General features: G+C 36.5%; 23 protein-coding genes. 1 reads left to right on the top strand and 22 read right to left on the bottom strand.

Features of this window, described 5'->3' with window-relative positions; genetic code table 11:
- Window positions 1-113: 113 nt before the first annotated feature.
- The 12 genes from PVV59_RS07180 to tpiA form a co-directional block, all read right to left on the bottom strand.
- On the bottom strand, window positions 114-1,457 hold the full coding sequence (locus PVV59_RS07180) for a pyruvate dehydrogenase complex dihydrolipoamide acetyltransferase (protein ID WP_273755476.1): 1,344 nt from the start codon (window positions 1,455-1,457) through the stop codon (window positions 114-116).
- A 14-nt stretch (window positions 1,458-1,471) separates the two neighbouring features.
- Window positions 1,472-2,836 carry a pyruvate dehydrogenase complex E1 component subunit beta gene (locus PVV59_RS07175; protein ID WP_273755475.1) on the bottom strand — a complete coding sequence of 455 codons (1,365 nt, stop codon included), beginning with the start codon at window positions 2,834-2,836 and terminating at the stop codon, window positions 1,472-1,474.
- A 16-nt stretch (window positions 2,837-2,852) separates the two neighbouring features.
- Window positions 2,853-3,893: a pyruvate dehydrogenase (acetyl-transferring) E1 component subunit alpha gene (gene pdhA, locus PVV59_RS07170; protein WP_273755474.1), complete on the bottom strand. Its 1,041-nt coding sequence runs from the start codon at window positions 3,891-3,893 to the stop codon at window positions 2,853-2,855.
- A gap of 135 nt (window positions 3,894-4,028) precedes the next feature.
- Window positions 4,029-4,340, bottom strand: coding sequence for a septum formation initiator family protein (locus tag PVV59_RS07165; RefSeq protein WP_273755473.1), 312 nt, complete (start codon window positions 4,338-4,340; stop codon window positions 4,029-4,031).
- Between the two features lie 188 nt (window positions 4,341-4,528).
- Window positions 4,529-4,972: a TM2 domain-containing protein gene (locus tag PVV59_RS07160; protein ID WP_273755472.1), complete on the bottom strand. Its 444-nt coding sequence runs from the start codon at window positions 4,970-4,972 to the stop codon at window positions 4,529-4,531.
- A 384-nt stretch (window positions 4,973-5,356) separates the two neighbouring features.
- Complete coding sequence (locus PVV59_RS07155) at window positions 5,357-5,788, bottom strand: TM2 domain-containing protein (RefSeq protein ID WP_273755494.1); 432 nt, start codon at window positions 5,786-5,788, stop codon at window positions 5,357-5,359.
- A gap of 403 nt (window positions 5,789-6,191) precedes the next feature.
- The gene (locus tag PVV59_RS07150) at window positions 6,192-6,599 is read right to left on the bottom strand and encodes a TM2 domain-containing protein (protein ID WP_273755471.1); all 408 of its coding nucleotides are present in this window, start codon (window positions 6,597-6,599) and stop codon (window positions 6,192-6,194) included.
- Between the two features lie 114 nt (window positions 6,600-6,713).
- Window positions 6,714-7,982, bottom strand: a complete 1,269-nt coding sequence (gene eno, locus PVV59_RS07145) for a phosphopyruvate hydratase (RefSeq protein ID WP_273755470.1) — start codon at window positions 7,980-7,982, stop codon at window positions 6,714-6,716.
- A 72-nt stretch (window positions 7,983-8,054) separates the two neighbouring features.
- Window positions 8,055-8,891, bottom strand: a complete 837-nt coding sequence (kdsA, locus tag PVV59_RS07140; protein ID WP_273755469.1) for a 3-deoxy-8-phosphooctulonate synthase — start codon at window positions 8,889-8,891, stop codon at window positions 8,055-8,057.
- A 36-nt stretch (window positions 8,892-8,927) separates the two neighbouring features.
- The gene (locus PVV59_RS07135; RefSeq protein ID WP_273755468.1) at window positions 8,928-10,556 is read right to left on the bottom strand and encodes a CTP synthase; all 1,629 of its coding nucleotides are present in this window, start codon (window positions 10,554-10,556) and stop codon (window positions 8,928-8,930) included.
- 132 nt (window positions 10,557-10,688) lie between these two features.
- Window positions 10,689-11,141 carry a preprotein translocase subunit SecG gene (gene secG, locus PVV59_RS07130; RefSeq protein WP_273755467.1) on the bottom strand — a complete coding sequence of 151 codons (453 nt, stop codon included), beginning with the start codon at window positions 11,139-11,141 and terminating at the stop codon, window positions 10,689-10,691.
- 83 nt (window positions 11,142-11,224) lie between these two features.
- Complete coding sequence (tpiA, locus tag PVV59_RS07125; RefSeq protein WP_273755466.1) at window positions 11,225-11,989, bottom strand: triose-phosphate isomerase; 765 nt, start codon at window positions 11,987-11,989, stop codon at window positions 11,225-11,227.
- Window positions 11,990-12,143: 154 nt separating this feature from the next.
- Here tpiA and PVV59_RS07120 point away from each other — a divergent pair, with 154 nt between their 5' ends.
- Window positions 12,144-14,033: a peptidyl-prolyl cis-trans isomerase gene (locus PVV59_RS07120; RefSeq protein ID WP_273755465.1), complete on the top strand. Its 1,890-nt coding sequence runs from the start codon at window positions 12,144-12,146 to the stop codon at window positions 14,031-14,033.
- A 1,144-nt stretch (window positions 14,034-15,177) separates the two neighbouring features.
- On the opposite strand, the gene PVV59_RS07115 is transcribed toward PVV59_RS07120, so the two are convergent.
- From PVV59_RS07115 to PVV59_RS07070, 10 genes are all read right to left on the bottom strand, one after another.
- The gene (locus PVV59_RS07115) at window positions 15,178-16,038 is read right to left on the bottom strand and encodes a phytoene/squalene synthase family protein (RefSeq protein WP_273755464.1); all 861 of its coding nucleotides are present in this window, start codon (window positions 16,036-16,038) and stop codon (window positions 15,178-15,180) included.
- An 840-nt stretch (window positions 16,039-16,878) separates the two neighbouring features.
- Window positions 16,879-17,265 (bottom strand): Mth938-like domain-containing protein, encoded by a 387-nt coding sequence (locus PVV59_RS07110; protein ID WP_273755463.1) that lies wholly within the window; start codon window positions 17,263-17,265, stop codon window positions 16,879-16,881.
- A gap of 429 nt (window positions 17,266-17,694) precedes the next feature.
- The gene (gene yajC, locus PVV59_RS07105; protein WP_273755462.1) at window positions 17,695-18,156 is read right to left on the bottom strand and encodes a preprotein translocase subunit YajC; all 462 of its coding nucleotides are present in this window, start codon (window positions 18,154-18,156) and stop codon (window positions 17,695-17,697) included.
- Between the two features lie 914 nt (window positions 18,157-19,070).
- Window positions 19,071-20,264, bottom strand: coding sequence for a M23 family metallopeptidase (locus PVV59_RS07100; protein WP_273755461.1), 1,194 nt, complete (start codon window positions 20,262-20,264; stop codon window positions 19,071-19,073).
- A gap of 169 nt (window positions 20,265-20,433) precedes the next feature.
- The gene (locus PVV59_RS07095; protein WP_273755460.1) at window positions 20,434-21,093 is read right to left on the bottom strand and encodes a protein-L-isoaspartate(D-aspartate) O-methyltransferase; all 660 of its coding nucleotides are present in this window, start codon (window positions 21,091-21,093) and stop codon (window positions 20,434-20,436) included.
- 137 nt (window positions 21,094-21,230) lie between these two features.
- Window positions 21,231-22,508: a serine--tRNA ligase gene (serS, locus tag PVV59_RS07090; RefSeq protein ID WP_273755459.1), complete on the bottom strand. Its 1,278-nt coding sequence runs from the start codon at window positions 22,506-22,508 to the stop codon at window positions 21,231-21,233.
- Window positions 22,509-22,576: 68 nt separating this feature from the next.
- Window positions 22,577-23,359, bottom strand: coding sequence for a twin-arginine translocase subunit TatC (tatC, locus tag PVV59_RS07085; RefSeq protein WP_273755458.1), 783 nt, complete (start codon window positions 23,357-23,359; stop codon window positions 22,577-22,579).
- Window positions 23,356-23,790 (bottom strand): twin-arginine translocase subunit TatB, encoded by a 435-nt coding sequence (locus tag PVV59_RS07080; RefSeq protein ID WP_273755457.1) that lies wholly within the window; start codon window positions 23,788-23,790, stop codon window positions 23,356-23,358. The genes tatC and PVV59_RS07080 overlap by 4 nt, the downstream gene beginning before the upstream one ends.
- A 55-nt stretch (window positions 23,791-23,845) precedes the next feature.
- Complete coding sequence (gene tatA, locus PVV59_RS07075) at window positions 23,846-24,157, bottom strand: twin-arginine translocase TatA/TatE family subunit (protein ID WP_273755456.1); 312 nt, start codon at window positions 24,155-24,157, stop codon at window positions 23,846-23,848.
- Between the two features lie 276 nt (window positions 24,158-24,433).
- Window positions 24,434-24,739 carry a hypothetical protein gene (locus PVV59_RS07070; RefSeq protein WP_273755455.1) on the bottom strand — a complete coding sequence of 102 codons (306 nt, stop codon included), beginning with the start codon at window positions 24,737-24,739 and terminating at the stop codon, window positions 24,434-24,436.
- Window positions 24,740-25,995 lie beyond the last annotated feature (1,256 nt).

Genomic DNA, 25,995 nt, shown 5'->3' with positions numbered 1-25,995 from the left:
GGAATACCCTTGCTAAATCAGTAGCGATACCGCTATTCAAACTCTTTAAATCCGCTTTTACCATATTCATATATCACGCACACAAACAGTTTACGTAAAGCACTTAAGACAGCTCAAATGAGCATTGCTAATGGATTTTCAATCATCTTCTTAAAAGTCTGTGCAAGTTCTGCTGCCAGTGCACCATCAACAGCACGATGATCAACGGAAAGTGTAACAGACATGATGCTCGCAATTCCTAATGCACCATTTTTAACAACAGCACGTTGCTCACCTGCACCAACGGCAAAAATCGTCGCATGCGGCGGATTAAGAATAGCAGAAAAACTTTTCACGCCATACATTCCCATATTCGATACAGCTGTTGTTCCACCCTGATATTCTTCCATTTTTAATTTGCGCTCACGTGCACGCTTTGCATAATCTTTCATCTCATTAGAAATAACCGATAAAGATTTTTCCTCTGCATGGCGAATAATGGGGGTAATTAATCCATCTGGAACAGAAACAGCGACCCCAACATCACAGTGCTTGTGATGAAGTATGCCACCTTCAAGCCAAGAAACATTCGCATCAGGAACGGCTTTCAAAGAAAATGCTACAGCTTTAATAACCATATCATTAACAGATAGCTTATAAGCAGGCTTTGCGCCATCTTGCGTCTTAATCATGGGTGCAGCAGCATTCAATTGCGCACGCAGTTCCAATAATGCATCGAGTTCACAATCTATTGTTACATAAAAATGCGGCACTGTCTGCTTTGATTCAACCAAACGTTTAGCGATTGTTTTACGCATATTATTATGAGCTGTGAATGTATATTCACCCTCTTTAAAGAGTTGTAATATCTGTTTATCAGACATACTTGCTGCAACCAGCTCGCCGATTGATGATGAATAAGAAGCTTGAGAGATATCACCGCTCATAGCTTTTTCCACATCGCGCTTGATAATACGTCCACGGGGACCACTTCCAGAAATAAGGGATAAGTCAAGACCTGCCTGAGAAGCTAATCGCCGCGCTAAGGGAGAGGCGAAAAGACGTGCCCCCTCTTTATCTTGCTGTATTAATTGCTGAGTAGATGATTCATGAGACATCTTTCTCCCCTTTGAGTCCGTCTGCTTCAGAGAATCTGCCTGTTTTTCGCCTTTTGATTCTTGTCTTATAGAAGAAGAAGTCTTTTCTGCAACCTTTGCAGCTTCAGCTAAATCTTCACCTTCTTCTGCTAAAACAACAATCAAAGAATTCACTTTAACACCTTGTGTTCCGGCAGGAACAACAATTTTGGCAACTGTCCCCTCATCAACGGCCTCGACTTCCATCGTCGCTTTATCCGTCTCAATTTCAGCAATAACATCCCCAGAGGAAACCTTATCGCCCTCCTTAATATTCCATTTTGTTAAATTTCCCTCTTCCATCGTAGGGGAAAGCGCTGGCATTGTAATTTTAATGGGCATTGTGCTTTCCTCCGTTATGCTCTGTACGTCACAGCCTTAACGGCCTCAATAATTTCAGCAGTATCAGGCAAAGCCAACTTCTCAAGATTAGCAGCATAAGGCATCGGAACATCTTTACCAGAAATCGTCGCAATTGGTGCATCAAGATAATCAAAAGCCTGTTGCATAACACGCGTTGCTATTTCAGTTCCTACAGATGACTGAGGAAACCCCTCTTCAATTGTTACCAAACGGCCCGTCTTTTTAACAGAAGAAAGAATTGTCGGAAGATCCATCGGACGAATGGTTCGTAAATCAATTAACTCAACGTCAATACCAAGTTTTTCAATTTCTGGTAATGCTTGAACAGCATAATGCATACCAATCCCACAGGCAACAATCGTCACATCTTGTCCAGTTTTATGAAGTCGTGCCCGACCAATAGGCAAAACAAAATCATCGAGTTGAGGAACCTCAAATTGATGCCCGTACAAAATCTCATTTTCAAGGAAAATAACAGGATTATCATCACGAATAGCCGCTTTTAGCAAACCTTTTGCATCTGCAGCACTATAAGGCATAACAACTTTTAAACCTGGAATATGACTATACCAAGCAGCATAGCATTGAGAATGTTGAGCACCAACACGAGCAGCCGCGCCATTGGGACCACGGAAAACCATAGGAACTGTCATTTGTCCACCAGACATATAACGTGTCTTTGCTGCTGAGTTAATAATTTGATCCATTGCCTGCATAGCAAAATTAAATGTCATAAACTCGACAATAGGACGTAACCCTCCAAAAGCAGCTCCAACAGCCAGTCCAGCAAAACCATGTTCTGTAATTGGGGTATCAATAACGCGCCGTTCCCCGAATTCTTCCAACAAACCTTGGCTAACCTTATAGGCTCCTTGATATTGCGCAACTTCTTCCCCCATGAGAAAAACCTTTTCATCACGCCGCATTTCCTCAGCCAAAGCCTGATTAAGCGCTTCACGAACTGTCATTGTCACCATCTCTGTTCCCGCTGGAATATCAAAATCAGGAGATGGTGCAAAAGCAAGAGACTGCGGAACTGATGAAGGAAGAGAAGGAGAGGACACTTCAGGTTTTTGCGCTGTATTTGTAGGGTGCGAAATATCTTCAGCACGCTCACCTTCTTCTAACAAAACTGCAATAACACTGTTAACCTTTACGCCTTCAGAGCCTTCAGGCACAAAAATTTTACCAAGCGTGCCTTCATCAACAGCCTCTACTTCCATTGTCGCCTTATCCGTTTCAATTTCAGCAATAACGTCACCAGAGCTAACCTTATCACCTTCTTTCTTGAGCCATTTAGACAGTTTACCTTCTTCCATCGTTGGTGAAAGCGCCGGCATCAAAATATCAATAGACATACTTGCTTCCCTCGCATCAAATTAAAATATCAGTATAGAGCTCAGAAGCATCTGGCTCTTGATCACTTTGTGCAAAATCTGCTGCGTCAGCAACAATTGCACGGACTTCTTTCTCAATCGATTTTAAAGCATCTTCGCTCGCCCAATTTTGTTTAAGAATCCGATTTTTTACTTGATCAATCGGATCGTGTTCCTCTTTTATTTTTTGGACTTCTTCTTTAGAGCGATATTTCGCTGGATCAGACATGGAATGACCACGATAGCGATAGGTTTGCATATCGAGAATGATCGGACCTTTACCCGAACGAGCCCAAGAAATTGCTTCATCAGCAGCTCCTTTTACAGAGCGAACATCCATACCGTCAACAACAATGCCTGGAATTTCAAAAGAAAGACCGCGGCGAGAAAAATCAGTTTCTGCAGATGCACGTGAAACGGATGTTCCCATAGCATACTGATTGTTTTCAATAATATAAACTACCGGCAGCTTCCAAAGTGAAGCCATATTAAAACTTTCGTAAACCTGCCCCTGATTTGCAGCGCCATCACCAAAATAAACCAATGTCACATTATCTTTACCAAGATATTGATTCGAAAATGCCAAGCCTGAACCTATGGGAACCTGCGCACCAACAATACCATGACCCCCATAAAAATTCTTTTCTTTAGAGAACATATGCATCGAGCCACCTTTGCCTTTGGAAAATCCCCCTTGGCGTCCCGTTAATTCTGCCATGACGCCCCGCGGGCTCATCCCAACAGCTAACATATGGCCATGGTCACGGTAAGACGTAATAACCTGATCACCTTCTTTTGTTGCCTTTAATGTTCCGATAACAACAGCTTCCTGTCCAATATAAAGATGACAAAATCCCCCAATAAGCCCCATACCATAAAGTTGTCCTGCTTTTTCTTCAAAACGGCGAATTAAAAGCATTTCACGATAGGCATCAATTTCTTCCTCTTTTGTAAAATCTGCTATTGATGCTTTCTTTGTTGTGCTTGATAATGCAGTGCGCGCCACCAACGCAGAATTTTTTTTAAGTCGTTCTGCCATATTAAACTCCCTTTTATGATTATTTAGGAATAACCTTTACGAACAAAAGTTACAAGCCTTATCAATCGGCTTAAACAATATCATTGCGGATTGTCGTTTAAATTAAGCGATTTTTTATTTACCTTTAGTATCATTTTAAGGCATTAAGACTGTCAACTCATTTGGCTTAGAAAAACTTAAATTCTTTCGGACATATTCATCCAACATATCCTTTTCAATATGTCCATTACGTAAAAGAGAAATACGCTTTTCAATGAACTCCCGCTCAGCTTCTATTTTATGAAGCTCCTTTTCTAATTCACTAATATGCTGATTAACTTCACTGCGTGAATATAATCCATACTCACCATGATAAATGTGGTAACTGAAATAGCTTAAAACACCCACCGTCATAAGCGGTAGTACAAAGCGCACTTTGATTGATCGACGTTTTTGTTTTGTCCACATAAAATAGCACAGTCTTTACAGAACAAGTTTCTTCATATTCTGCCTAACTATGCACGATTTTGATTAACACCTCATTACTCAATCTACACACGCAAACAATTTGTTATCACCAATTTATCCCCCCCCTTAAATACAATCAAAGTAAGCTGAATGCCCCACTTTTTGTATTACAAATATTGGATATCCCACTAACTTGTGATTTTACACCCATTTTTGTCCTTAAAACTTCCTATTAAAATGACTATAAAATCAATCAATACCCAAGGTATAATTATAAAAATAATCCCTAGAAGCCCAACCCCCAAAAATGGTATAGTTATTATACTTAGTATAGTTATAAGAAGCATTATAATGCCTGTTACAATTTTACCAACCATAAAACGATGAATCCCCAATCCACCCAAAAAAAAGCAAACGACTGCTAACGTCACTTTTGATTGTTGTGACTGACCTTCAGTCAAGATAGGGAAAATAGATTTAACGGTATCCCCTTCACACACAAAATCAACCATATCACCAACCTTCGGCGGCTTTTTTCCTGACCAATCCCAATTTGCAAACTGATAGCGCTTACCATCAGCTCCTGAAATGAAATATGTTCCCTGATCCTGACTAATAATCTTACCTTTCATTTTCACCACCTATAAAATTGTTATTCATAAAGAAGTTTTTCTTCTAATATGATCATATGTTAGATAAACCTCACCGCATGAGTACAATCTGCACTCACCGTGATATATGACAATTTAAAAAGCTTAAAATCCCCCAACAACTTAAAATTCCCGCCAATTATAAGTGGCAATACAAAGCACGCTGTTCGATTTGAACTTTTACTTTTTTCATATGAAATAGTACAGTCTTTTTCAATAGTTTTATTTAAATATTTATAAGTTTATTTAATATTTAACATTTAAAGACATAGACTAAAATAATTTACATTATTAAATTAATATATTGACAACATTAGAAGTAAAGAAAGTTCCTCACTCTTTATATTTTATATTATTCTAAAATTTCTACCAATTTATAATTTTATCCCCATTTTCATCCCGAAAATATCCCGATAAAATGACTATAAAATCAATAAATGACCAAGGCCCAGTTATTAAAAGTATTCCTACCCCCATAGTAAATGGTATACTTAGTAGGCTTATAAGAAGCATTACAATGCCCGTTCCAACTTTACCTGCCATAAAGCGATGAATTCCCAACCATCCAAAAAACCAACAAACAAGTGCTATTGCTAACCTTGATTTATCCGACTGCGATTTACTCAAAAGAGGGAAAACAGATTTAACAACATTATCTTCATATACAAAGTCAACGGTGTCCCCTACCTTTGGTGTTTTTTTTCCTAACCAATCCCAACTTGCAAATTGATAACGCTTACCATCAGCCCCTGAAATGAAATAATCTCCTTGATCCTGACCAATAATCGTACCTTTCATCCTTCCCACCTATAAAGCTGCTCCTCATGTGTTCTTCATGAAGAGATTATTCTAATTTGATGATATATCGATTAACCTCACGGCATAAATAAAATTTGTAGCAGCCGTGATAAACGTGAAATTAAAATAGCTTAGATCCCCCCAATGGTCTAATGTTTTCAGCTGCTATAAGCAGCAATACAAAACATACCTTAGTTGATTTACGTTGTTTTTTTACTCATATAAAATAGCACAGTCTTTTTCAATACTTTTACTTCAATACTTTTACTTGACTGTGCATATTTTTCTTAAAATATCACACTAAAGAAATAGAGTACAATAATTTGGCATGATGAACTTAATATATTGGTCAAAATAAAAAGCAAACTAAATCATCTACTTCTTATTATAAATTATAAAAAATTTACAAATCTGTAATCTGATTCCCATTTTTATCCGTAAATTTTCCAGCAAGAATGAGTATGAAATCAACAATTGCCCAAATACCAGTGATCACCAATCCAGCAACCGATAAAGATAGAATGAGCATTAAAGAACCCGTCCGAACTCTCCCCACCATAAAGCGATGGACACCAAAAATACCTGCACACCAACAAAGGAGTGCAAACATTATTTTTGAGTTTTCTGTACCTGATCTCAACAATGGAAAAACAGAGCTGACTACACCTCCTTCACAGACAAAATCAACAATATCACCAATCCTCGGGGGTTTCTTTCCCAACCAATCCCAAGTCGCAAACTGATAACGTTTACCATCATCACCCGAAACGAGATATGTTCCTTGATCTTGACTAATAATTATACCTCTCATCTTAATCCCTATAAATTTAAATGCCTATAAAATGATTGCTCTATGTCTTTGATAAGACATCTCAATTCCATAATCTAAATGATCTTATACTTTCATATTTTGTGCTCACAACAATCAACGATATACATCACCAGCATAATGTGCTTGAACCCCTAGCATTTCTTCAATACGAATAAGTTGATTGTATTTTGCTAATCTATCCGAACGAGCAAGAGAACCTGTTTTAATTTGTCCACAATTCGTTGCAACCGCAAGATCTGCTATGAAAGAATCCTCTGTTTCACCTGAGCGATGAGATATAATGGCACGATAACCTGCTTTATGTGCGACTTCTACAGCATCAAGTGTTTCACTCAATGTCCCAATTTGATTAACTTTTATGAGAATAGAATTACCTACCCCCATTTTAATACCATTATGCAAACGCGCTGAATTTGTTACAAATAAATCATCGCCAACAAGCTGACATTTTTTTCCAATTGTATCAGTAAGAAGCTTCCAACCTTCCCAATCATCCTCTGCCATTCCATCTTCAATGGTAACAATAGGATAACTTCTCACAAGATGCGCCAAATAATCTACCTGTTCTTGGATGTCACGACATTTTTCCTCACCTTTATAAAAATATGAACCATTTTTATAAAATTCAGTGGAAGCACAGTCTAAACCAATGGCAATTTGCTCACCTGGTTTATAGCCACATTTTATTATGGATTCCATAATAAAATCAATTGCTTGGTCTGCACTTTTAAATTGAGGTGCAAAACCACCTTCATCACCAACATTGGTATTATATCCCGCATCTTTTAAACGCTTTTTTAACGCATGGAAAATTTCAGCACCATAACGGATCGCTTCTTTCACGCTAGGGGCTCCTACCGGAATAATCATAAACTCTTGAAAATCAATTAAGTTATCAGCATGAACCCCACCATTAATAATATTCATCATAGGTGTTGGAAGAATATGCGCTTGCGGTCCACCAATATAACGATACAAGGGTAAATTTAATGAGTCTGCGGCGGCTCTTGCAACAGCCAATGAAACACCAAGAAGTGCATTGGCACCAAGACGGGCTTTGTTTGGCGTTCCATCCAAAGCAATCATTGCTTGATCAATAGCGATTTGGTCTCTTGCGTCCCGCCCACCAAGTTCTTCAAGAATTTCACCATTGACTGCAGCAACTGCTTTTTCAACACCTTTCCCTTGATAACGCGGACCACCATCACGAAGCTCTATAGCCTCATGTGCCCCTGTTGAAGCTCCTGAGGGAACCAGCGCGCGACCAAAAGCGCCATTTTCCAAATGAACGTCAACTTCTACCGTCGGATTACCACGGCTATCAAGAACTTCACGTCCAATGATATCGACAATGATCGTCATCTATGTTTCCTTATCCAATAAAAGTTGCGATTCATTTCTAATGTCCTAATTCATGAAATATTTCTTCTTTTCTTAATTCAGCTTCTTTGACAAATGATCAAATTCCATTAAAGTCTCAAGTAATCTTTGTAAATTATCAATTTTAACCATATTGGGGCCATCAGAAGGTGCATGATCTGGATCTTGATGTGTTTCTAAAAAAATACCGGCAACCCCAACAGAAACAGCCGCACGCGCTAATATTTCAACAAATTGACGCTGTCCACCAGATGAAGCCCCCTGCCCTCCAGGTTCTTGAACAGAGTGTGTTGCATCAAAAATAACAGGTGCCCCAAATGAACGTAAAATAGGTAACGAACGCATATCCGAAATAAGTCGATTATAGCCAAATGATGTACCGCGCTCACAAAGCATAACATTTGGATTACCACTGTAAACAACCTTTTTTAAAACATTCTCCATATCCCACGGCGCTAAAAACTGCCCTTTTTTAATATTAATAACACACCCTGTTTTGGCAGCTGAGACTAAAAGATCAGTTTGACGACATAAAAAAGCAGGTATTTGTAAAATATCAACCGTAGAAGAAACAATGCTACATTGCTCTTCGGTATGCACATCAGTCAATATGGGACAATCAAACTCTTTTTTTAAATCAGAAAAAATAACCATTGCTTTTTCAAGACCAATGCCCCGTGCTGCACTCAAAGAAGTTCGGTTAGCTTTATCATAACTTGATTTATAAACAAACCCGATACCAAGCTGATCGGCAATTGTTTTAATACGACCAGCCATTTCAAAAGCATGATCACGACTTTCCATCTGACACGGCCCTGCAATTAATGAAAGGGGCATTTCATTTGAAAAAATAACATTTCCAACTTTTACACGCTCATTTGGTTTTGTCATTTTATCCCTCAAAAGCAAAGTAACCAAATTTATACCTTAAACCAATCGACTTTGTTCTACAGCGGCCTCAATAAAAGAAGAAAAAAGCGGATGTGGATCAAAAGGACGTGATTTTAATTCTGGATGATATTGAACACCAATGAACCATGGATGATCTACATATTCTATTGTTTCCGGCAAAATACCATCGGGAGACATGCCAGAAAAAATCAAACCACACTGTTCTAACTTATCTTTATAATCAATATTGACTTCATAACGATGACGATGCCGTTCAACAATCTTTGTCATTCCATAAATTTGAGCAATATGACTTTCTTCTTTTAACTCAGCAGTAAAAGCCCCAAGACGCATGGATCCGCCGAGATCACCATTTCTTGTCCGTTTTTCAAGAACATCGCCTCTGAGCCATTCTGTCATTAAACCTACAATTGGATTTTCTGTTTCGCAAAACTCACTCGATGAAGCATTCTCAATCTGTGCAATATTGCGTGCAGCTTCTATACAGGCTAATTGCATTCCAAAACAAATCCCTAAAAATGGAATTTTACGCTCTCGTGCAAATTGAATTGCTCGAATTTTTCCTTCTGCTCCTCGAGCTCCAAAAGCCCCAGGAACCAAAATTCCATGCGCTTTTTGTAAAGCTAAAACGGAATCTTCTTTTTCAAGAAGTTGCGAATCAATCCACTCAATATTAACTTTTACTTTATTTGCTAAACCACCATGCGCAATCGCTTCGATAAGAGATTTATAAGCATCCTTTAAGCCCGTATATTTTCCTACAACAGCAATCGTAACTTCTCCTTCGGGGTGGTGAATGCGACGCGTAATATCTTCCCATCGATCCATCTGAGGCGGAGGTGCGGAATCAATTCCAAAAGCGCAAAGAACCTCAGAATCTAAACCTTCTTTATGATAGGCCATAGGAACATCATAAATTGTTGGCATATCCAATGCCTGAATGACCGCTTTGGCGCGAACATTGCAAAAAAGTGATAATTTGCACCGCTCTGTTTCTGGAATAGACCGATCTGCACGTACAAGTAAAATATCAGGAGAAATACCAATTGATTGTAATTCTTTGACAGAATGTTGTGTTGGTTTCGTTTTTAACTCACCTGCTGAAGGAATATAAGGCATTAATGTAAGATGGACATAAACAACATTTTGTCGGGAAAGTTCATTACCAAGCTGACGAATCGCTTCGAGAAAAGGCATGGCTTCAATATCACCAACTGTTCCACCTATTTCACACAAAACAAAATCAAATTCTTCATTTCCGCTCGTAATAAATCGCTTAATTTCATCCGTAACATGAGGAATAACTTGAACTGTTGCCCCCAAATAATCACCACGCCGTTCTCGTTCAATGATATTGCGATAAATACGCCCTGTTGTAATATTATCTTGGCTATTTGCAGAACGCCCCGTAAAGCGCTCATAATGACCAAGATCAAGATCCGTCTCCGCACCATCATCAGTCACAAACACCTCACCATGTTGATAAGGCGACATCGTCCCTGGATCAACATTTAAATAGGGATCAAGTTTGCGAAGGCGCACACGATAGCCACGAGCTTGTAATAACGCTGCTAACGCCGCCGCTGCGATGCCTTTTCCAAGGGAAGAAACCACACCACCAGTAATAAAAACATAACGTGCCATGGGCTTATGGTGATAAGCAATTTATAATGATTTTTCCAGCAAAAAATGTAAAAAGAAACAGTTTTTCTTCTAAAATAAAATAAAAAAGGTGAAAAAATCACCTTTTTTAAAATCTATATTTTCTTTAAAAAACTATTTTGCACTGTTATCCGGAACTGTATTTTCAAGAACCGGTGGAACTGGGGTTTCCGCTTCAGGATTTTTAAGCGATTTTTGTTCCTTCGGAGAATCCGAAGTCCCTCCTAACTGTTCAAGAATAGAAGGAGAAGACTTACCCTCTGATGATGGTACTGATTCTGAGCCTTTATTGGTAGAGTTCTGCTCTGAATTAACCGGTATACGCTTTAAAATATCAGAACTTGAGTTTGATATACTTCCCACAACAGTAAGTCCAATGGACACAACAAAAAAACAACAGGCTAAAATAGCTGTCAACCGTGTTAAAGGATTTCGAGACCCACGGGCTTTCATCAGCCCTGAGCTATTACTCACACCGAGCCCACCGCCTTCTGAAGGTTGGATTAAGATCACCCCAACCAAAGTAATTACAATCAATAAATGAATAACAATAAGTACTGTTTGCATAAACCCTGCTCTTCAAATAACTCTTTTATAAGCTCTTTACACATAAATAACACACAATCCAAGGGGGAACTCAAATTTCTCTTCTATAATTTACGACAAACATCACAAATCGTTAAAAAATCAATCGCTTTTAAACTGGCTCCACCGATCAAAGCTCCATTAACATGAGGAATGCTTAAAAGCTCAAAGGCATTGGATGGCTTTACGGATCCACCATAAAGCAAACGTATTTTATTACCTTCATCACCAAAACGAGAGCGCATCTTATTACGAATGAAATGATGCACTTTTGCAATATCTTCTAAAGTTGCTGTATTGCCAGTACCTATCGCCCAAACAGGTTCATAAGCGATAATGATATTCTCTGCTGTTGCATCATCTGGTAAAGATCCTTCAAGCTGCTGTGAAAGAACATCCAACACTTTATTATTATCACGCTCCTCCAATGTTTCACCAATGCACACAAGCGCCACAAGACCTGCACGCCGTGCTGCTTGCACTTTAGCACAGACAATTGCATCATTTTCCTGATATACTGTACGACGCTCAGAATGCCCAAGAATAACATGACTTGCTCCGGCTTCTTTAAGCATAAAAGCTGAAATATCTCCTGTATAGGGACCATGATCATCAAAGTGACAATCTTGTCCTCCTAAAAGAAGATTTGCACCATCCAGCGTATCATAAGCACGCGATAAAAGCGTTGCTGGAACACAAATGAGCGCTTCAAATAGATGACTGAGATCAGAGCTCATGCCTGTAGCAATAGCACGCAGCTCTCCAAGCGCTTCACTCGTTCCATTCATTTTCCAATTTCCAGCAAGAAAAGGCCGAATATTTGGAGACATATTTTTACCTCAAGAGCTCTTATAACACTTTAGTTTATCTGTAGTATCAAATTATAAAACGAAAGCAAGTCTTTAAAAGCTTGCATCTTTCGTCTCTTTATTGCAAATTCCATTACTGCTTTGGTAATAATTTATGTTAAAATGAGATTGAACAATGCTTGACGTCATAAGAAGTGCTACAAATTCTTGGATTTTTAGAGTTTTCCTTTCTATTTTACTCTTATGCTTCGTTCTTTTATGGGGGATACCGCGGTTACACACAAGAAGCGAAAGGGATCTTATTACTTCTGGAAAGTCCATCGTAACGATCGATGATTATCGTCTTGCACTTGCTGATCAAAGCGCACGTTTAGCACAGGCAGCTCATCTTGGACGAATGTTTACACAAAATGAAATGCAGCAATACCAAATTCCTGCTTTTGTGTTTAATCAATTGCAACAAAATGTACTGCTTGATGAACAAGTCCGTAAAATGAAAATAAGTCTTTCAAAAGATACAATCGCTCATACGATTGGTTCTGATAAGATGTTCCAGATAAATGGTACATTTGATAAAAATTTATTTTATAACTATCTTCAGCATTTACGTATCAGTGAAAGTGCTTTTCTTAATTATTATACCAAACAAGAAAAGCGTAACCAACTTATTGCAGCTTTACTTTCTGATATGAAAGCACCAAATCTCTTTTATAAAGCTCTTGCTCTTTATCAAGGAGAAATGCGAAGCGCTGATTATCTTGTTATTGATCTCAAAGAAAAGCAAATGATTGCTGATCCTGATCACGAAACACTACAAAAATGGTTTGAAACCCATCAAAGTGAATTTCGCACTCCAGAATACCGGACTGTCTCTTTATTATCAATGCAACTTAATGATTTTGTAAAACCCAATGATATCTCAACAGATGAAGCAAAAGCCTATTATACCCAAAATGCGTCACGTTTTGTAACGCCTGAAAAGCGTACATTTGAAGAACTACGATTCTCCACACGCGAAGAAGCCGATAAGGCCGCAAAAAAAATAGCCGATGGATTGAGTTTTGATGAACTGGTAAAAGCTGAAAAAAAGACTCTTAATGACATAAAAAAAGGGCCTCTTGCAGAAAATGAACTTCCTAATCATCTTGCATCGGAAATTTTTGAACTTCCACAAGGACAAATCAGTCCTGTAATAAATGATTTACAGGGACCTGTTCTCGTTCGCGTCACACATATTGAACCTGCAAGCTCACTTCCTTTTGAAAGTGTAGAAGAAAATATTCGCCAAACTCTTGCAAAAAATCGTGCTGCTGATGAGATCCGTAACAATTATGTCGCCATTGAAAATGCTCGTTTTGAAGGCGCTTCTTTTAAAGAGCTTGCGGACCAATACAAGTTAACTCTGCGCACAATTACCCTTGATAAAACGGGCAAAACGCTTGAAGGTACAATCCTCACGGATTTGCCTCAAAAAGATACTTTGTTAAACGCCATCTATCAATCAAATGAAGGCGTCGATCTTGATCCTCTCTCTTTTCAAAATGGTGGATATCTCTGGTATAAGGTCGATAAAATTATTCCTGCCCGCGATAAAACATTAGAAGAAGCTAAGATAGGTGTTCTTTCTCAATGGAAAAATGAGGAAATCCAACGCCTTCTTGAGGAAAAAGCCCAAAATGCTCTCAAACAGCTTATGGAAGGAAAAAGTCTTGTTGCCCTTGCTCAAACACTTGGTGTTACAAAACAAACAACACCCCTCCTCCGGCGTCAAGATCCCTCTGAAATCCTTGGTGTTGAAGGAATTAAAATATTATTTTCTGGACCCCAAGGTCATTATGGTATCATAAAAGGTCCGGTTGCAACAAACCGTATCCTTTATCAAATAAAGTCTGTAACGATGCCTAAAGACATCACGCCTCATACTCTTCCACCTGAAGTTCAGGCCAATATAGATATGATGATAAGAGAAGATCTCAAGCTAGAAATGCTACAAATTGCCAATAAAGAACATCCTTTGGAAATTAATAGCAAAAATTATAATCAGATCTTTAACGCTCTCCAATAAAAAGGATGTATATAATTTAAAAAAACTTATTTGATAGAATTCCTATCAGCACTTCGTTTATCGTTGAAAAAGATAAGGCCGGTCTTTTGTTTGCTTCTAGCTTAAGATCGGCATTATCATTAACTCTCTCGCCAATCAGTGTGTATATAGATTTGCAAGAAAAAAGGTAATGGATAATGCGAAGTCTTTTTTTTCAACGTGGTAAGCAATATTATCCATCTAAAAGCTAGTAAAGGTTGTCGCTAATTCCGCTATAAATGTCATCCCTCTTGTCATTACATTTACAGCTTGTCATATCGCTACTCTTAACATTCAATTCATAAGATACGTATTGCTTCTTCCTTAAATGATTTTCGTTGACACACCCAACTTATGATATGAAAAAAACTATTTTAAAATTCATTATAAACGTGATTAAAAACGAGAAAATCTTTATTGATTCAACGCTCTCATTCAATATAGGAAAAAATAAACTCTCATGATAAATTAATATCTTTATATATCATAGCAATCATCAATTATGGATTCATAACTTTAATTTCTCAAAAATGAGCGTTGTTCTATAGCCTTAATAGGCTTCCAAAGTAATTTCCCTCATAATAAAATAGAAATTATATTTCATTTGCAAATAAGACACGAGCAATACATTTAGAATACCCAATATCAAAATTCTTCATCAAATGCACCAATGTATTAGGCTTTATCTTACGTTTTTCTTTATTTTATAACACATTGATTTAAAATCATAATATAGTGTTACTTATATTAAATAAAAATCCTAAATACTGTAAGCTTCTTTTATTCCAAACTTGTTCCATGTTGAATTAATCAAAACTTCTCACTTACACGTTATAAGCGGAATTAGCGTTTGGATAAACATTAAAGAAAGGACATACCTTTTATGAAAAATTCCAGAGGTTATCGCAATATTGGGAGATGAACGCCGATATAACAATGATGCCAACTTGTCTCTCAGCCATCCAATACACTTATTTTCAAGGTCTTCAAATTTCTTATTCTTTTGCTTTGATAGAAAGAATTATATCCATGTCTTCGATAACAAAGAAATGGTTTGAAATTCTAATGTCCCTTTTTATCTTCGACATGAAAAAAATCAATCTAACGCTAACATCATCATATTCTTTTACAATATCTTTGGAAAATGACCGCTTAGTGCTGCTTTTGTTATCAGCCAATAGCGATGTATTAATGGCAAAGTTGCATTTTCTTGAAAAATTACAGCCCCAAGCTGCAAAGCCTTTTGAAGAGAATCCGGTATAATGACCAATGGAAGAAAGGCTGGCTTAAGAGCTCTAGGTAAGCTATGAAAAGACGCATAAAACTTGGTATAATGATCGCGTGATAATGCTACCATAGCTTCAACAATACGGCCCTTTTGTTGATCACTGAGACGATGAGAATCCAAATCCTTCCTATTCATTCCTACAGCCTGCAGCATATCAGTAGGTAAATAATAGTGATATCGTGATTGCATAAAAGATAAAAGACGCAATACACCGCTTAGCCCTTGAGCAATTCCCCCATGTTTACTGGTATCTGTAAAATCTTGTGCGGCATCATGATCTAATATCTGACAAGAAAGCTGTAAAATTATACTTGCTGTTTCACAACAATAATGCTCAAGCTCATGAAGTGTTTCTAGTGGGTTGTGGTAAAGATCTAAAATTTGTGCGTCACAATACCGTAAAAAAGCTGTCTTAGGTAAATTAAAAAGAGTCATTGCTGTCAATAAATCACTTAAAATCGGATTGCTTCCACTCGTTTGTATTTCTTCATGCACGATAGAATCATACCACCAGCGTAATCGTATTTCGCCGATGAGTGGATCATGAACACTTTCGCGAATACGAGAAATCTCAGCATTAAATGCGTAAAGAGCAGCCAATGCTTTTCGCTTTTTTTTAGGTGAAAATAAAACCGATATATAGCGATCACGATCTATGGTACGTAAAATATCAAGACAATAAGGAAGAGAACCTATCATTCTATGAACCTATTAACGCCCCTTTTTGGCCATTCAATTAATATTCTCTTTTTATTCATATTTTAAAATGAGAGATAAGAAAATACAGTTCAAAAATAAGATTTTTAAATGTATCTCTTCATGTCTGATGAATGAAAGTTTCTTTTTTAATGACTTTTCTTTTCAGAAAGAAGATTTTTAAAAATGAAATAAACAATTTTTTTGATAAAAATGTATCTTATAGGATTTAAGCGTTTATTTGTCGTAAAAACAGATAAAATTAACCGTAACATCTGTAATGAAACTTAAGAACAGACAAAGAAAAATACTTTTTAACGGAATAGATGACAAAACACTGATCACCCAAAACTTCATCAAATGATTGGACTCTTCCCACAACTTCAAAGAACAAAGATTCCTATTCTCACTGATCCGTCAAAGATCCAATTGCTTTTGAAGTTTTTCTACCTCTCATAACAAATTAATTTATAATAATAATTTATCGTTTTATCTGTTAAATTCGAAATCCTAATATCATACGATTCTCTCATTTTATGCCTATTTCCTTTCACCTTATACTTGAAGCGGGTGTATAGATAAAATTAAAAAGGAATAAAAATGCTTCTTATGAATGACCTCAAATGCCAGAGACTTATCACTTATGCGATACGCTAAGCTCTACAGGTTAATTCAGCTCTAAATACTTGCTGCTGTATTAATAATACACTTAATGTATTAAGTTATGTATAATACTTTATATTCCTATATTGCCACCTTAAATGACGATATTTTGAGATACAGCAAAATAATCACACGCGTCTTTTATGCTAGACAAGAGGATCTATTTTATGAAACAATGCTTTATTCTACCGCAAATAATAATGCCGCAACAGCGCGATCTTCAGCCAATAAAACATTAAATGTACGCACTGCTGCTCCTGTACTCATTGTATCTGATGAAATACGCTTTTCCCATAAAAGGACCTGTAAATCTTCAGGTAATCGTAATAATTCAGTTCCAGTCCCTATTAATAAAACTTCAATCTCATTTGCTTCTTCTAAAACACGATATAGATCCCCTTGAGTGGGAACAGGCCCAGCCATATCAATGCTATAAATTCCTGACGGAATACAAATAATAGAACCTCTATGAGACATATCAGCAAAACGAAATCCACCATTTCCATAAGCTTCAATAGGTGCACGCCTCGGAAAATGTGCTTCACGAATTTGAATGGCATCGGACATGAATAAGTACCTTTTATTTTTTAAAACCCTCTTATCTTTTATTTCTCACCATAAAAATTAACAGTAATACAAATAGTGATATGTTAACCCTAGCCCTTCAGAATATTGAGGTAGAGATTTTACTATAAAATTTTGATTGGGTTACACAAAAATATATTGAAAAGTTAACAATAAACCACGATTAAATGCTATACTTATCTATCTTTTAAAAAATTTTCTTAGCTTAGTTGACTCAAAAGTGAAAAACTTCTCTTTATAAAAATAACGACATTCTTTAAAAGGCTGAAATATTTTCCGTAATATCCCATAAATAAAGCAACCACTTTAATAGTCTAGAGAAAACAAAAATATTACTTTCTGTCGTGACTATAAAAAACATTTCTCCTTTATATTTTAATTTTTTAAAATGCTATAAATTACCTCTCCACTTTAAGATGCATTTTCCTTATTTTCTTTTGATATTGCTTTTTCCTCTTCAGAGATACTCACATTTTCTCTCACAGTCTTTTTAGACTTAGACTTTTGTAGTGTTTTCGTTTTAGCATTAAGTTTTGATTTTTTTTCTGCAATCGGCTCACCTTTAACACGGACATCCGCTAATGTTGAACGAATAACACGAATATTCATATTCTCACCAATTTCAACCTCTAATTCACCACTCTCGTCGTGAACCTTCGTAACCTTGCCGATAATACCACCACCTGTTATAACTGTATCACCACGACGCACTGCATTAAGCATCTCCTGCCGTTTTTTCATTTGGGCGCGCTGTGGACGAATGGCAAAAAAATACATAATTGCAAAAATTAAAATGAATGGGACAGCGTTAACAAATGAAATTCCACCGGAAACATCGCCTGCAACTTGAGCATAAGCGTTTGTAATCAACATTTTTATCTCCTATAGTTAAACTTCAGGTATTTCCCACTCTCTTAAAACAAAACCCGATTCAAAAAAATCCTAAAGAATTTATTATAAAAAGTCATAATGATATAATGTAATCTCAGCTTTATGGAAATGTAATAAATCCTTAAGAGACAGAGTACAATAAGAAAAAATTTAAAAAAACAGATTTATTCCTTTTTATTATATATCCTACACTAGAAGCCTTTTCTCTTACTCAGTAAATGATACAAAACAATTTTTCTAATAAAAAAATTATAGAGATAACTCATTATTTTTAATGTCGAATTATAGAGTTCAATACCGTAAAATGCTCTCATTTCAAACCCTTTGAATTCATCAAAACAATTTTCTTTCCCATCACACTTGTAAAATGAACATAAAGATAAAAACTCTTTATGATAAGAAGTCAAATACCTCTTCTCATGCTCCCTTTCAAAGGCAAGAGTATTGCGAACATTGGGTGTTGACAATCGTATGATGCTCTTTGTCTTATACTTCATAAACACAAAGATGGTAATCTCTAATGTCCCCAACAAACTCCTCTTCTAAACCAATGATTTTTTTCTGACTTATTACGTTAGACATGTGCTAGCATCTTTCGATGATCGAGCCTCATGATAAAGTCCATGAAACACGTCAATACTTCATCAAATGGGATCGGCTTTGAAAAAAGAGCAACATCACATATTGATTATTCGACTCCCCAAACATTGCTTAGTATCTTGAATCATCTACAAGGATAAATCGAGTAGAAAAATCACGTTATTGTAGAATTAGCGCCCAAAGTAAAAGCTTTAGAAAATTTAAAACTTTCTGATAAGTGCTATTGATTTAAGAAAATAAGTTTCATGAAATTTCTATAAATTATAAGCTCATTAAAATTTAACGTCATCAATCAATTAGTTTTCTAAATATTTAAGAGGATCAACTGGTAATGAATTCTTACGCATCTCAAAATAAACACGTGGCGTTTTAACATTTCCTGAAACACCCGACTTCGCAATCTCATCACCGCGTCTTACCCTTTGGCCTTTGCTCACAACAAGTTGACTATTACATCCATAAATAGTGATAATATTATTTTCATGTCGAATCATAACAACATCACCCAGCTCTTTTAAGCCATCTCCCGCGTAAATAACAATGCCATTTTCTGCCGCCCTTACCGATGACCCTTCAGGCACAGCAATGTCTATTCCTCGACTCATTATTGTTCCTTTTTTTTGACCAAACTGGCTTAATAAACGCCCTCGTACTGGCCAACGCATTTTAGAAATCCCCGTAGCTTGCGGCGCCTTAATATTATCTGTACGCGTAATGGTACTTGATAAATCAGATTCATGATTTAATTGTACCATCTGTTTAGAAGAATTTCTTTCAAGGTTTGACCTGTTCACCTGTGCAGAAGGTGACGTTTTTACAGGAGCTTTATATATAGGAGAAGCTTTCTTGTTCTTTATAGAAGACGTCACCTGAGGTTGGAATGAAGATTCTGCTGTTGACGCTACCCAATTGTTATGATTGGTGTTACGGCGGGACGCTCTTGAAGTTGCTAACGTACGCCCGCTTGGAAGCACAAGGACCTGACCGATGTAAATGGAATTACTGTTTATACCATTTGCTGATTTTAATGCCTCAACACTAACCCCTACTTGTCGTGCAATACTGAGTAATGTATCCCCACTCTGAACAATATAAGAGTTCTGCCGTAAAGTGAGAGAATTATTCATTTGTGAACGGGAAAGTGTTCCAAGATTACGTCGAGGAGCCCCCATAACACGATCATCAGAAGAAACTCCCCTACCTTGCTGTGAAGAACTATAGGAAGAATTGTCATCTATCCACGAATCATCACTTGGCTCCACAGGGGGCAACTCTGTGCTTTGTATCATTTCCCCGCCGTACGATAGCATTCTCGGATCTGTAGACATAGAGTTCGCTATATTTGATTGAGATGCTATCCTATGATGAGAAGCAATATTGGAAAAACGTTGTGAACCAGAACTACAACCAGCAACAATAGTTACCACCGCTAAAAAAGTTATTCTTTGAAAATTATACTGGAAAATATTATCCAAAGCTTTTAGATACATCGTTTTGCTCACTCATCAATACTCAACTCACTCCATTAAAGCTTTTTTAAATTACCGAAGTGTTAAAATGAGATGTTTTATTCATAAATATCTTTAATTAAGATCAAAGTGAATTTAATAGAAAATGAAAAGAGTAAAATAATTTGTGCTATTTTTCAAATTTTAAAAATTAAAGTCTCTCCGCAATACCTTTAATAAGAGGTTGATAACGCACTTGAAACAGTTCTAAACACTCAAATCGACTACCAATTTTTGTATAGCGTGTTACCGTTTGTACCTCTTCATCAGGTCCTATCGCCTGAATGAGAATTCCATTTTCAGCTAAAAGTTCTAAAAAATCCTTGGGTTCATCAGAACGTGATGGCCAAATAAGAATGCGATCAAATGATCCCAAACTTGCCACATTATGACTTCCATCAATCTGCCGTATAATAATATTTTCAATACCCAGAGTTTGAAATTTTTGGCGTGCCAAATCAACAAGCGTTTTATAACGATCAACCGTTGTCACACGATCACTCAGACATGCCATAAGAGCCGTACAAAAGCCAGAGCCCGTACCAATTTCTAAGACACGATACTTTTTTTTCAGTGATAGTGCTGAAAGAATTAAGAGCTGTTCTTCCAAACGTTCCATATATTCCCCACACTCTATGGGAATAACTTTATTATCATAAGCACTATCAAACCACGGAGCAGGAACAAATTGTTGACGTGGAATTTTCTCTAATGCCGAAAAAAATCGCACGTCATCAATGCCTTTGCTACGCATTTTCAGTACAAGAGCAGCCAACTCCTCACGAAATTGCAAAATACCCTTTTGCTCCATAGTATCATTCACTCTCTAATGGAGATGCAATTTTATTGTCCCTACAAATCACTTCTTTTAAAATGGCAAAACTTCTCACGCTTGCATAGCATTACCTTTTTGCAACAATAAACGCATATTGTTTTTCCTTTCCCAAATTAAGCCGTAATACAACGCATGCCCCCCATATAGGGTTGTAAAACATCTGGAACAATAATTGATCCATCAGCCTGTTGATAATTTTCAAGTACAGCAATAAGACAACGACCAACAGCTGTACCAGAACCATTAAGGCTATGAACAAAATGCAATTTTTTATCGCCTTCTTTACGATAGCGAGCGTTCATACGTCGACCTTGAAAGTCCCCACAAACAGAACAACTAGAAATTTCACGATAACATTCTTGGCCAGGAAGCCAAACCTCAATGTCATAAGTCTTACGTGCTGCAAACCCCATATCCCCCGTAGAAAGAACCACTGTGCGAAAAGGCAAACCGAGTCGTTTTAAAATATCTTCTGCACATTCCGTCATACGTTCCAATTCAATGAGAGACTGTTCTTCACTGGTAATCGAAACCATTTCTACCTTCCAAAATTGGTGCTGACGCAACATACCGCGTGTATCACGACCAGCAGCTCCCGCTTCTGAACGAAAACAAGGAGATAAAGAAGAAAATCGCAGTGGCAAATCTGATATTTCAAGAATTTCATCGTTGACCAAGTTCGTTAATGGCACTTCTGCTGTGGAAATAAGCCATCGACCATCCGTTGTTTGAAAAAGATCTTCAGCAAACTTCGGTAATTGGGCTGCTCCGTAAACAATCTCATCACGAACAAGAAGAGGCACAGAAACTTCTGTATAACCATGCTCATTGACATGCACATCAAGCATAAATTGTCCCAATGCTCGTTCTAGCCGTGCTAACGCCCCTGAAAGCACTGTAAAACGTGTTCCAGATAAACGACTAGCTCGCTCAAAATTCATCTGTTTGAGATCTTGACCAAGGTCAAAATGTTCCTTTGGTGTAAAATTAAAGGTTGGAGGTGTCCCAAAATGTCGAATGACGACATTATCACTTTCATCTTTACCATTTGGAACATCATCCAATGGAACATTTGGAAGTGCTGAAAGAATTTTTTCAAGACTTTCCGTCAGCTGTTTTTCTTCCGCTGTTGCAGAAGAAAGAAAAACTTTAAGCTCTTCAACTTCAGCTCTTAGCCGTTCAGCCATGTGCTGATCAGATGTAGCTAAAGCTTGTCCTATTTCCTTTGAAATCGCATTGCGGCGTTCCTGTGCTAATTGTACCTTAGCAACATGGGACCGGCGTGCAAAATCAAGTTGTATTAATCTATCGGCTTGTGGCTCAAGGCCTCTCCTTACAAGCGCTTTATCTAATTCTTCAGGATTTTCGCGAATCCACTTAATATCAAGCATTAAAATTCCTCATTTATATTGTTTTTATTCTATATTGTTTTTATTTCGCGTAAGATTATACACTTTTCTTAAGCAGATTTTCTTCTCTTTTCTATACCGTAAGCAATTAAAATTGAGACCTCATAAAGCGCTATTGTTGGTAAAGCTACTGCAAACATCGTAAAAAAATCCGACGGCGTTATCATTGCCGCAATAATAAAAGAGAGCAGAATAGCCCATTTTCGTTTAGACACCAAATCATGAGACGTTAAAAGTCTAACTTTTGTTAAAAGACTGATGACAAGAGGCAACTGAAAAATCAAACCAAAAATGAGGATAAACGACGTCATAAAGCCCAAATAATCAGAAATACGTACGACAAACTCTATCTTTAATTGAGAATCTGGAAGAAATTGTTGAGAAAGGCTAAACCATAGTATTACTGGTGCCAATAGAGCATAAACAAACATTCCTCCAATACAAAATAAAATAGGGCCCCCAATGAGAAACGGCAAAAAAGCCCTGCGCTCATTTTTATAAAGCCCTGGTGCAATAAAACTATAGAACTGAAAAGCCATATAGGGAAAAGATAAAATAATTCCTCCAAAAGCAGCAAGTTTCATCTTTGTTAAAAAAGTTTCCCATACCTGCGTTGATTGCAAACGAATACTCTCAGGATACCCTCCTGCTATTTTCATTGCCCACTGATACGGCCATAGTAAAAAATTCAAGATATAATCTTTAATAAGAAAACACATCATAAAAGCGATCATAAATGCAACTAAGGTCGAAATAATTCGCTGACGAAGTTCAATTAAATGTTCTAAAAGGGAGGCCATATTGGCATCAACCTCATCTTTTTTTACATTCATGACACATCTTCTTTATCTTTAGAAGCAATAGAAATGCTTTCAGAATGATGAGAAGCACTAGAGAATGTCACATCTTTCTTGATTGCCTTTTGATCACATGCCAAAAGTTCTTTATCTTTTTCTGTTTTATGGTGAGTTGCCTTAATATCCAAATTATCGTGAATACCCTCTAATGTATTTTTAAGGGAATCAAAAGGTTCTGCCAACTTCTTCCTTGAGTTGTTCATATCCGAACATGTTTTTTGCAAATCATCGCGCTCAATTTGTTTTATTACATCATCAAACTGGCAACGAAATTCATTTGCTGTTGAATGCATATAAGCTTTTACCTTTGCGATTGTCTTGAATATTTTAGGTAAATCTTTCGGTCCAACGATAATGATGAGAACAAGTAAGATCACGACAAGCTCTTGTCCATCAATCCCAAACATCGTTTATACTCAACTTTCTCATAAAAAAATAATGCACAATAATGATGACGTTTTGTTATTTGACACGCTGTTTTTTAGCAATAGATGCCTTGCCTCCTTTAGAGTAAGAGGAAGCCTTCCTCCGTGTTGCTGTATGTTTTACCGATAACGGCTGAGATTGTTGAGATGCTCCATCAATTACTTGGGAAGGAGCAGCCTTTTCAACATTACCCTCAATGCCTCCCTCTTCTTCCTTCATACTCTTTTTAAAGGCTTTAATTCCTTTAGCAACATCGCCCATTAATTCAGAAATTTTACCGCGTCCGAAAAGCACCAAAATAAGTAATAAAATTACAATTAAATGTGTTGGTGAAAAAATATTGCCCATTACTCTCTCTAACCTTATGCTTTTAAATTGTATCTCACTTATTCATGCTTTCTCTGAAGAAGAGTATCAAATATCGTATCTTACTTATATATTTTTTCTCAACCTAAAAGCAATCACACGCTTTTTAATGGAAACAGCGTAAACGAACTTTTACCCTCTCATCCCTTATTTAGCGTATTATAACACAAATCACTCAAAAATGATAAACAACTTCATATAAAGTTCAAAAGGCTTAAAACTTTTTTTAAAGAAACTTTATATGATCTCCTGGACGGCTCACTTTCTAGTAAATACTGTATCCAATGTCCTGCCTTTTAAAAACAGTATCGCCCATGAAATGGTAACTATCTCTTCCCAATCAACTTTACCAATAAAAATGATATCATAACCTTCTAAAAAAATTACCTGTATCTGAGCTTTTTCCGAAAATATATTTTCTGAAAGAGTTTTCTTTGACATATCATCTAATATTAAAGTTGCTTCAAAATCTATCACCTTACGAATAATATTTTCAACAATTCTTTGCATTGCAGAAATTTTGTTATCATTTGTTTCATAAACAATATGAGGTATGACCGTCATCAATCAATTAATCAAACTTTTAAAAGGGGTAATATCATACTTTTCTAAATATTAAGTGCGATACCGCGATATGGCACCATATTATACATAAAAACACAATAAAGTCAATATGTTGAGTGCAATTATTTTATATGAATCCACTTAAGAATCCACACTTTTATTCGTGATTCATTTGACCATTTTTTATAAAAGATTATCACGTATGAATAGAGCATAAAAAGCAAATCATTATGTAAATATTATAACGCATGTGTGCATTCAAATGAAATGAAAAGCAGCTATCATTCATAACACTTCATAAATTTTATGATACGTTTTTATCACTCAAAAATCGCATTATCAAGTATGAGATTATGATTCTTAAAATTGAGAAGGGTAAATCTAAAAATATTATAGTATCCTATAAGAGGGTAATCGTTTGAAACTGTCATAAGCTTATAGGTTTTAATTCATTAAAGGTGCATAAAGGATTTCAATGTCGTTTTTAAAACGCTTTCTAAAAATTTAGAAAACGATAGGCAAGCATTATACAAGCACTCTCATCACAACAAGTATGAAATCAAAAGCCTTTTTATGACGTATGCAAGCGAGCAACAAACGTTTTAAAAGTTACATTTAAAGCACAGAGCCCAAATATGGGCTGAGTGATTTTAGTGACCCCCAATTTGGGGGCACCTATTGAGACAAAGATAAGAAGATACAGTTCAAAATCGTCATAATATCACAAAGCATAGGGTTTTACTAAATTTTTAGAAAAAAGCAAAATGTTTAAAGAATCTCTATTTTAAAGATAACGAACTCAAATTTGAGCTAGTTAATTTGCAAAGAAATTAGGTTTTAAAGAAGCGTTTTGATCATGTGCTTTGTTTTAAACAAACCTCTTTAAAGAAAAGAGCGTTATTCTAATACGTTTATAGCCATAAAGCGTTTATAGGCTTTCTTATTCAAATGAGTGAGTAAAAATCATATGCATCATTTATGATCCTTTTGATAAGTTTTCATAAAAACAATAGAACGCTTGCAATATGATACGTTTTGTATGTAGATACTTATGATTTGGAACTGGTTATTCCAAAGCCTCCATTGAAAAGCCGCGTCATATCAATTGGCACGGCTTTCTTTTTTAAACTCTCTCTTTTATGAGACGTTTTAAGGAATGCATCTTATAATGCGTTTATAGCGATAAAGAAGGCGCCTCATAGGCCTGTTATTTGTTCTATTTCTCAATCTTGACAACCTCATCACTCTTATAGACC

The sequence above is a fragment of the Bartonella sp. MM73XJBT.G genome, assembly GCF_028618435.1.
In the GTDB taxonomy this organism is placed as follows: domain Bacteria; phylum Pseudomonadota; class Alphaproteobacteria; order Rhizobiales; family Rhizobiaceae; genus Bartonella.
This window is presented reverse-complemented; position numbering and strand designations above follow the sequence as displayed.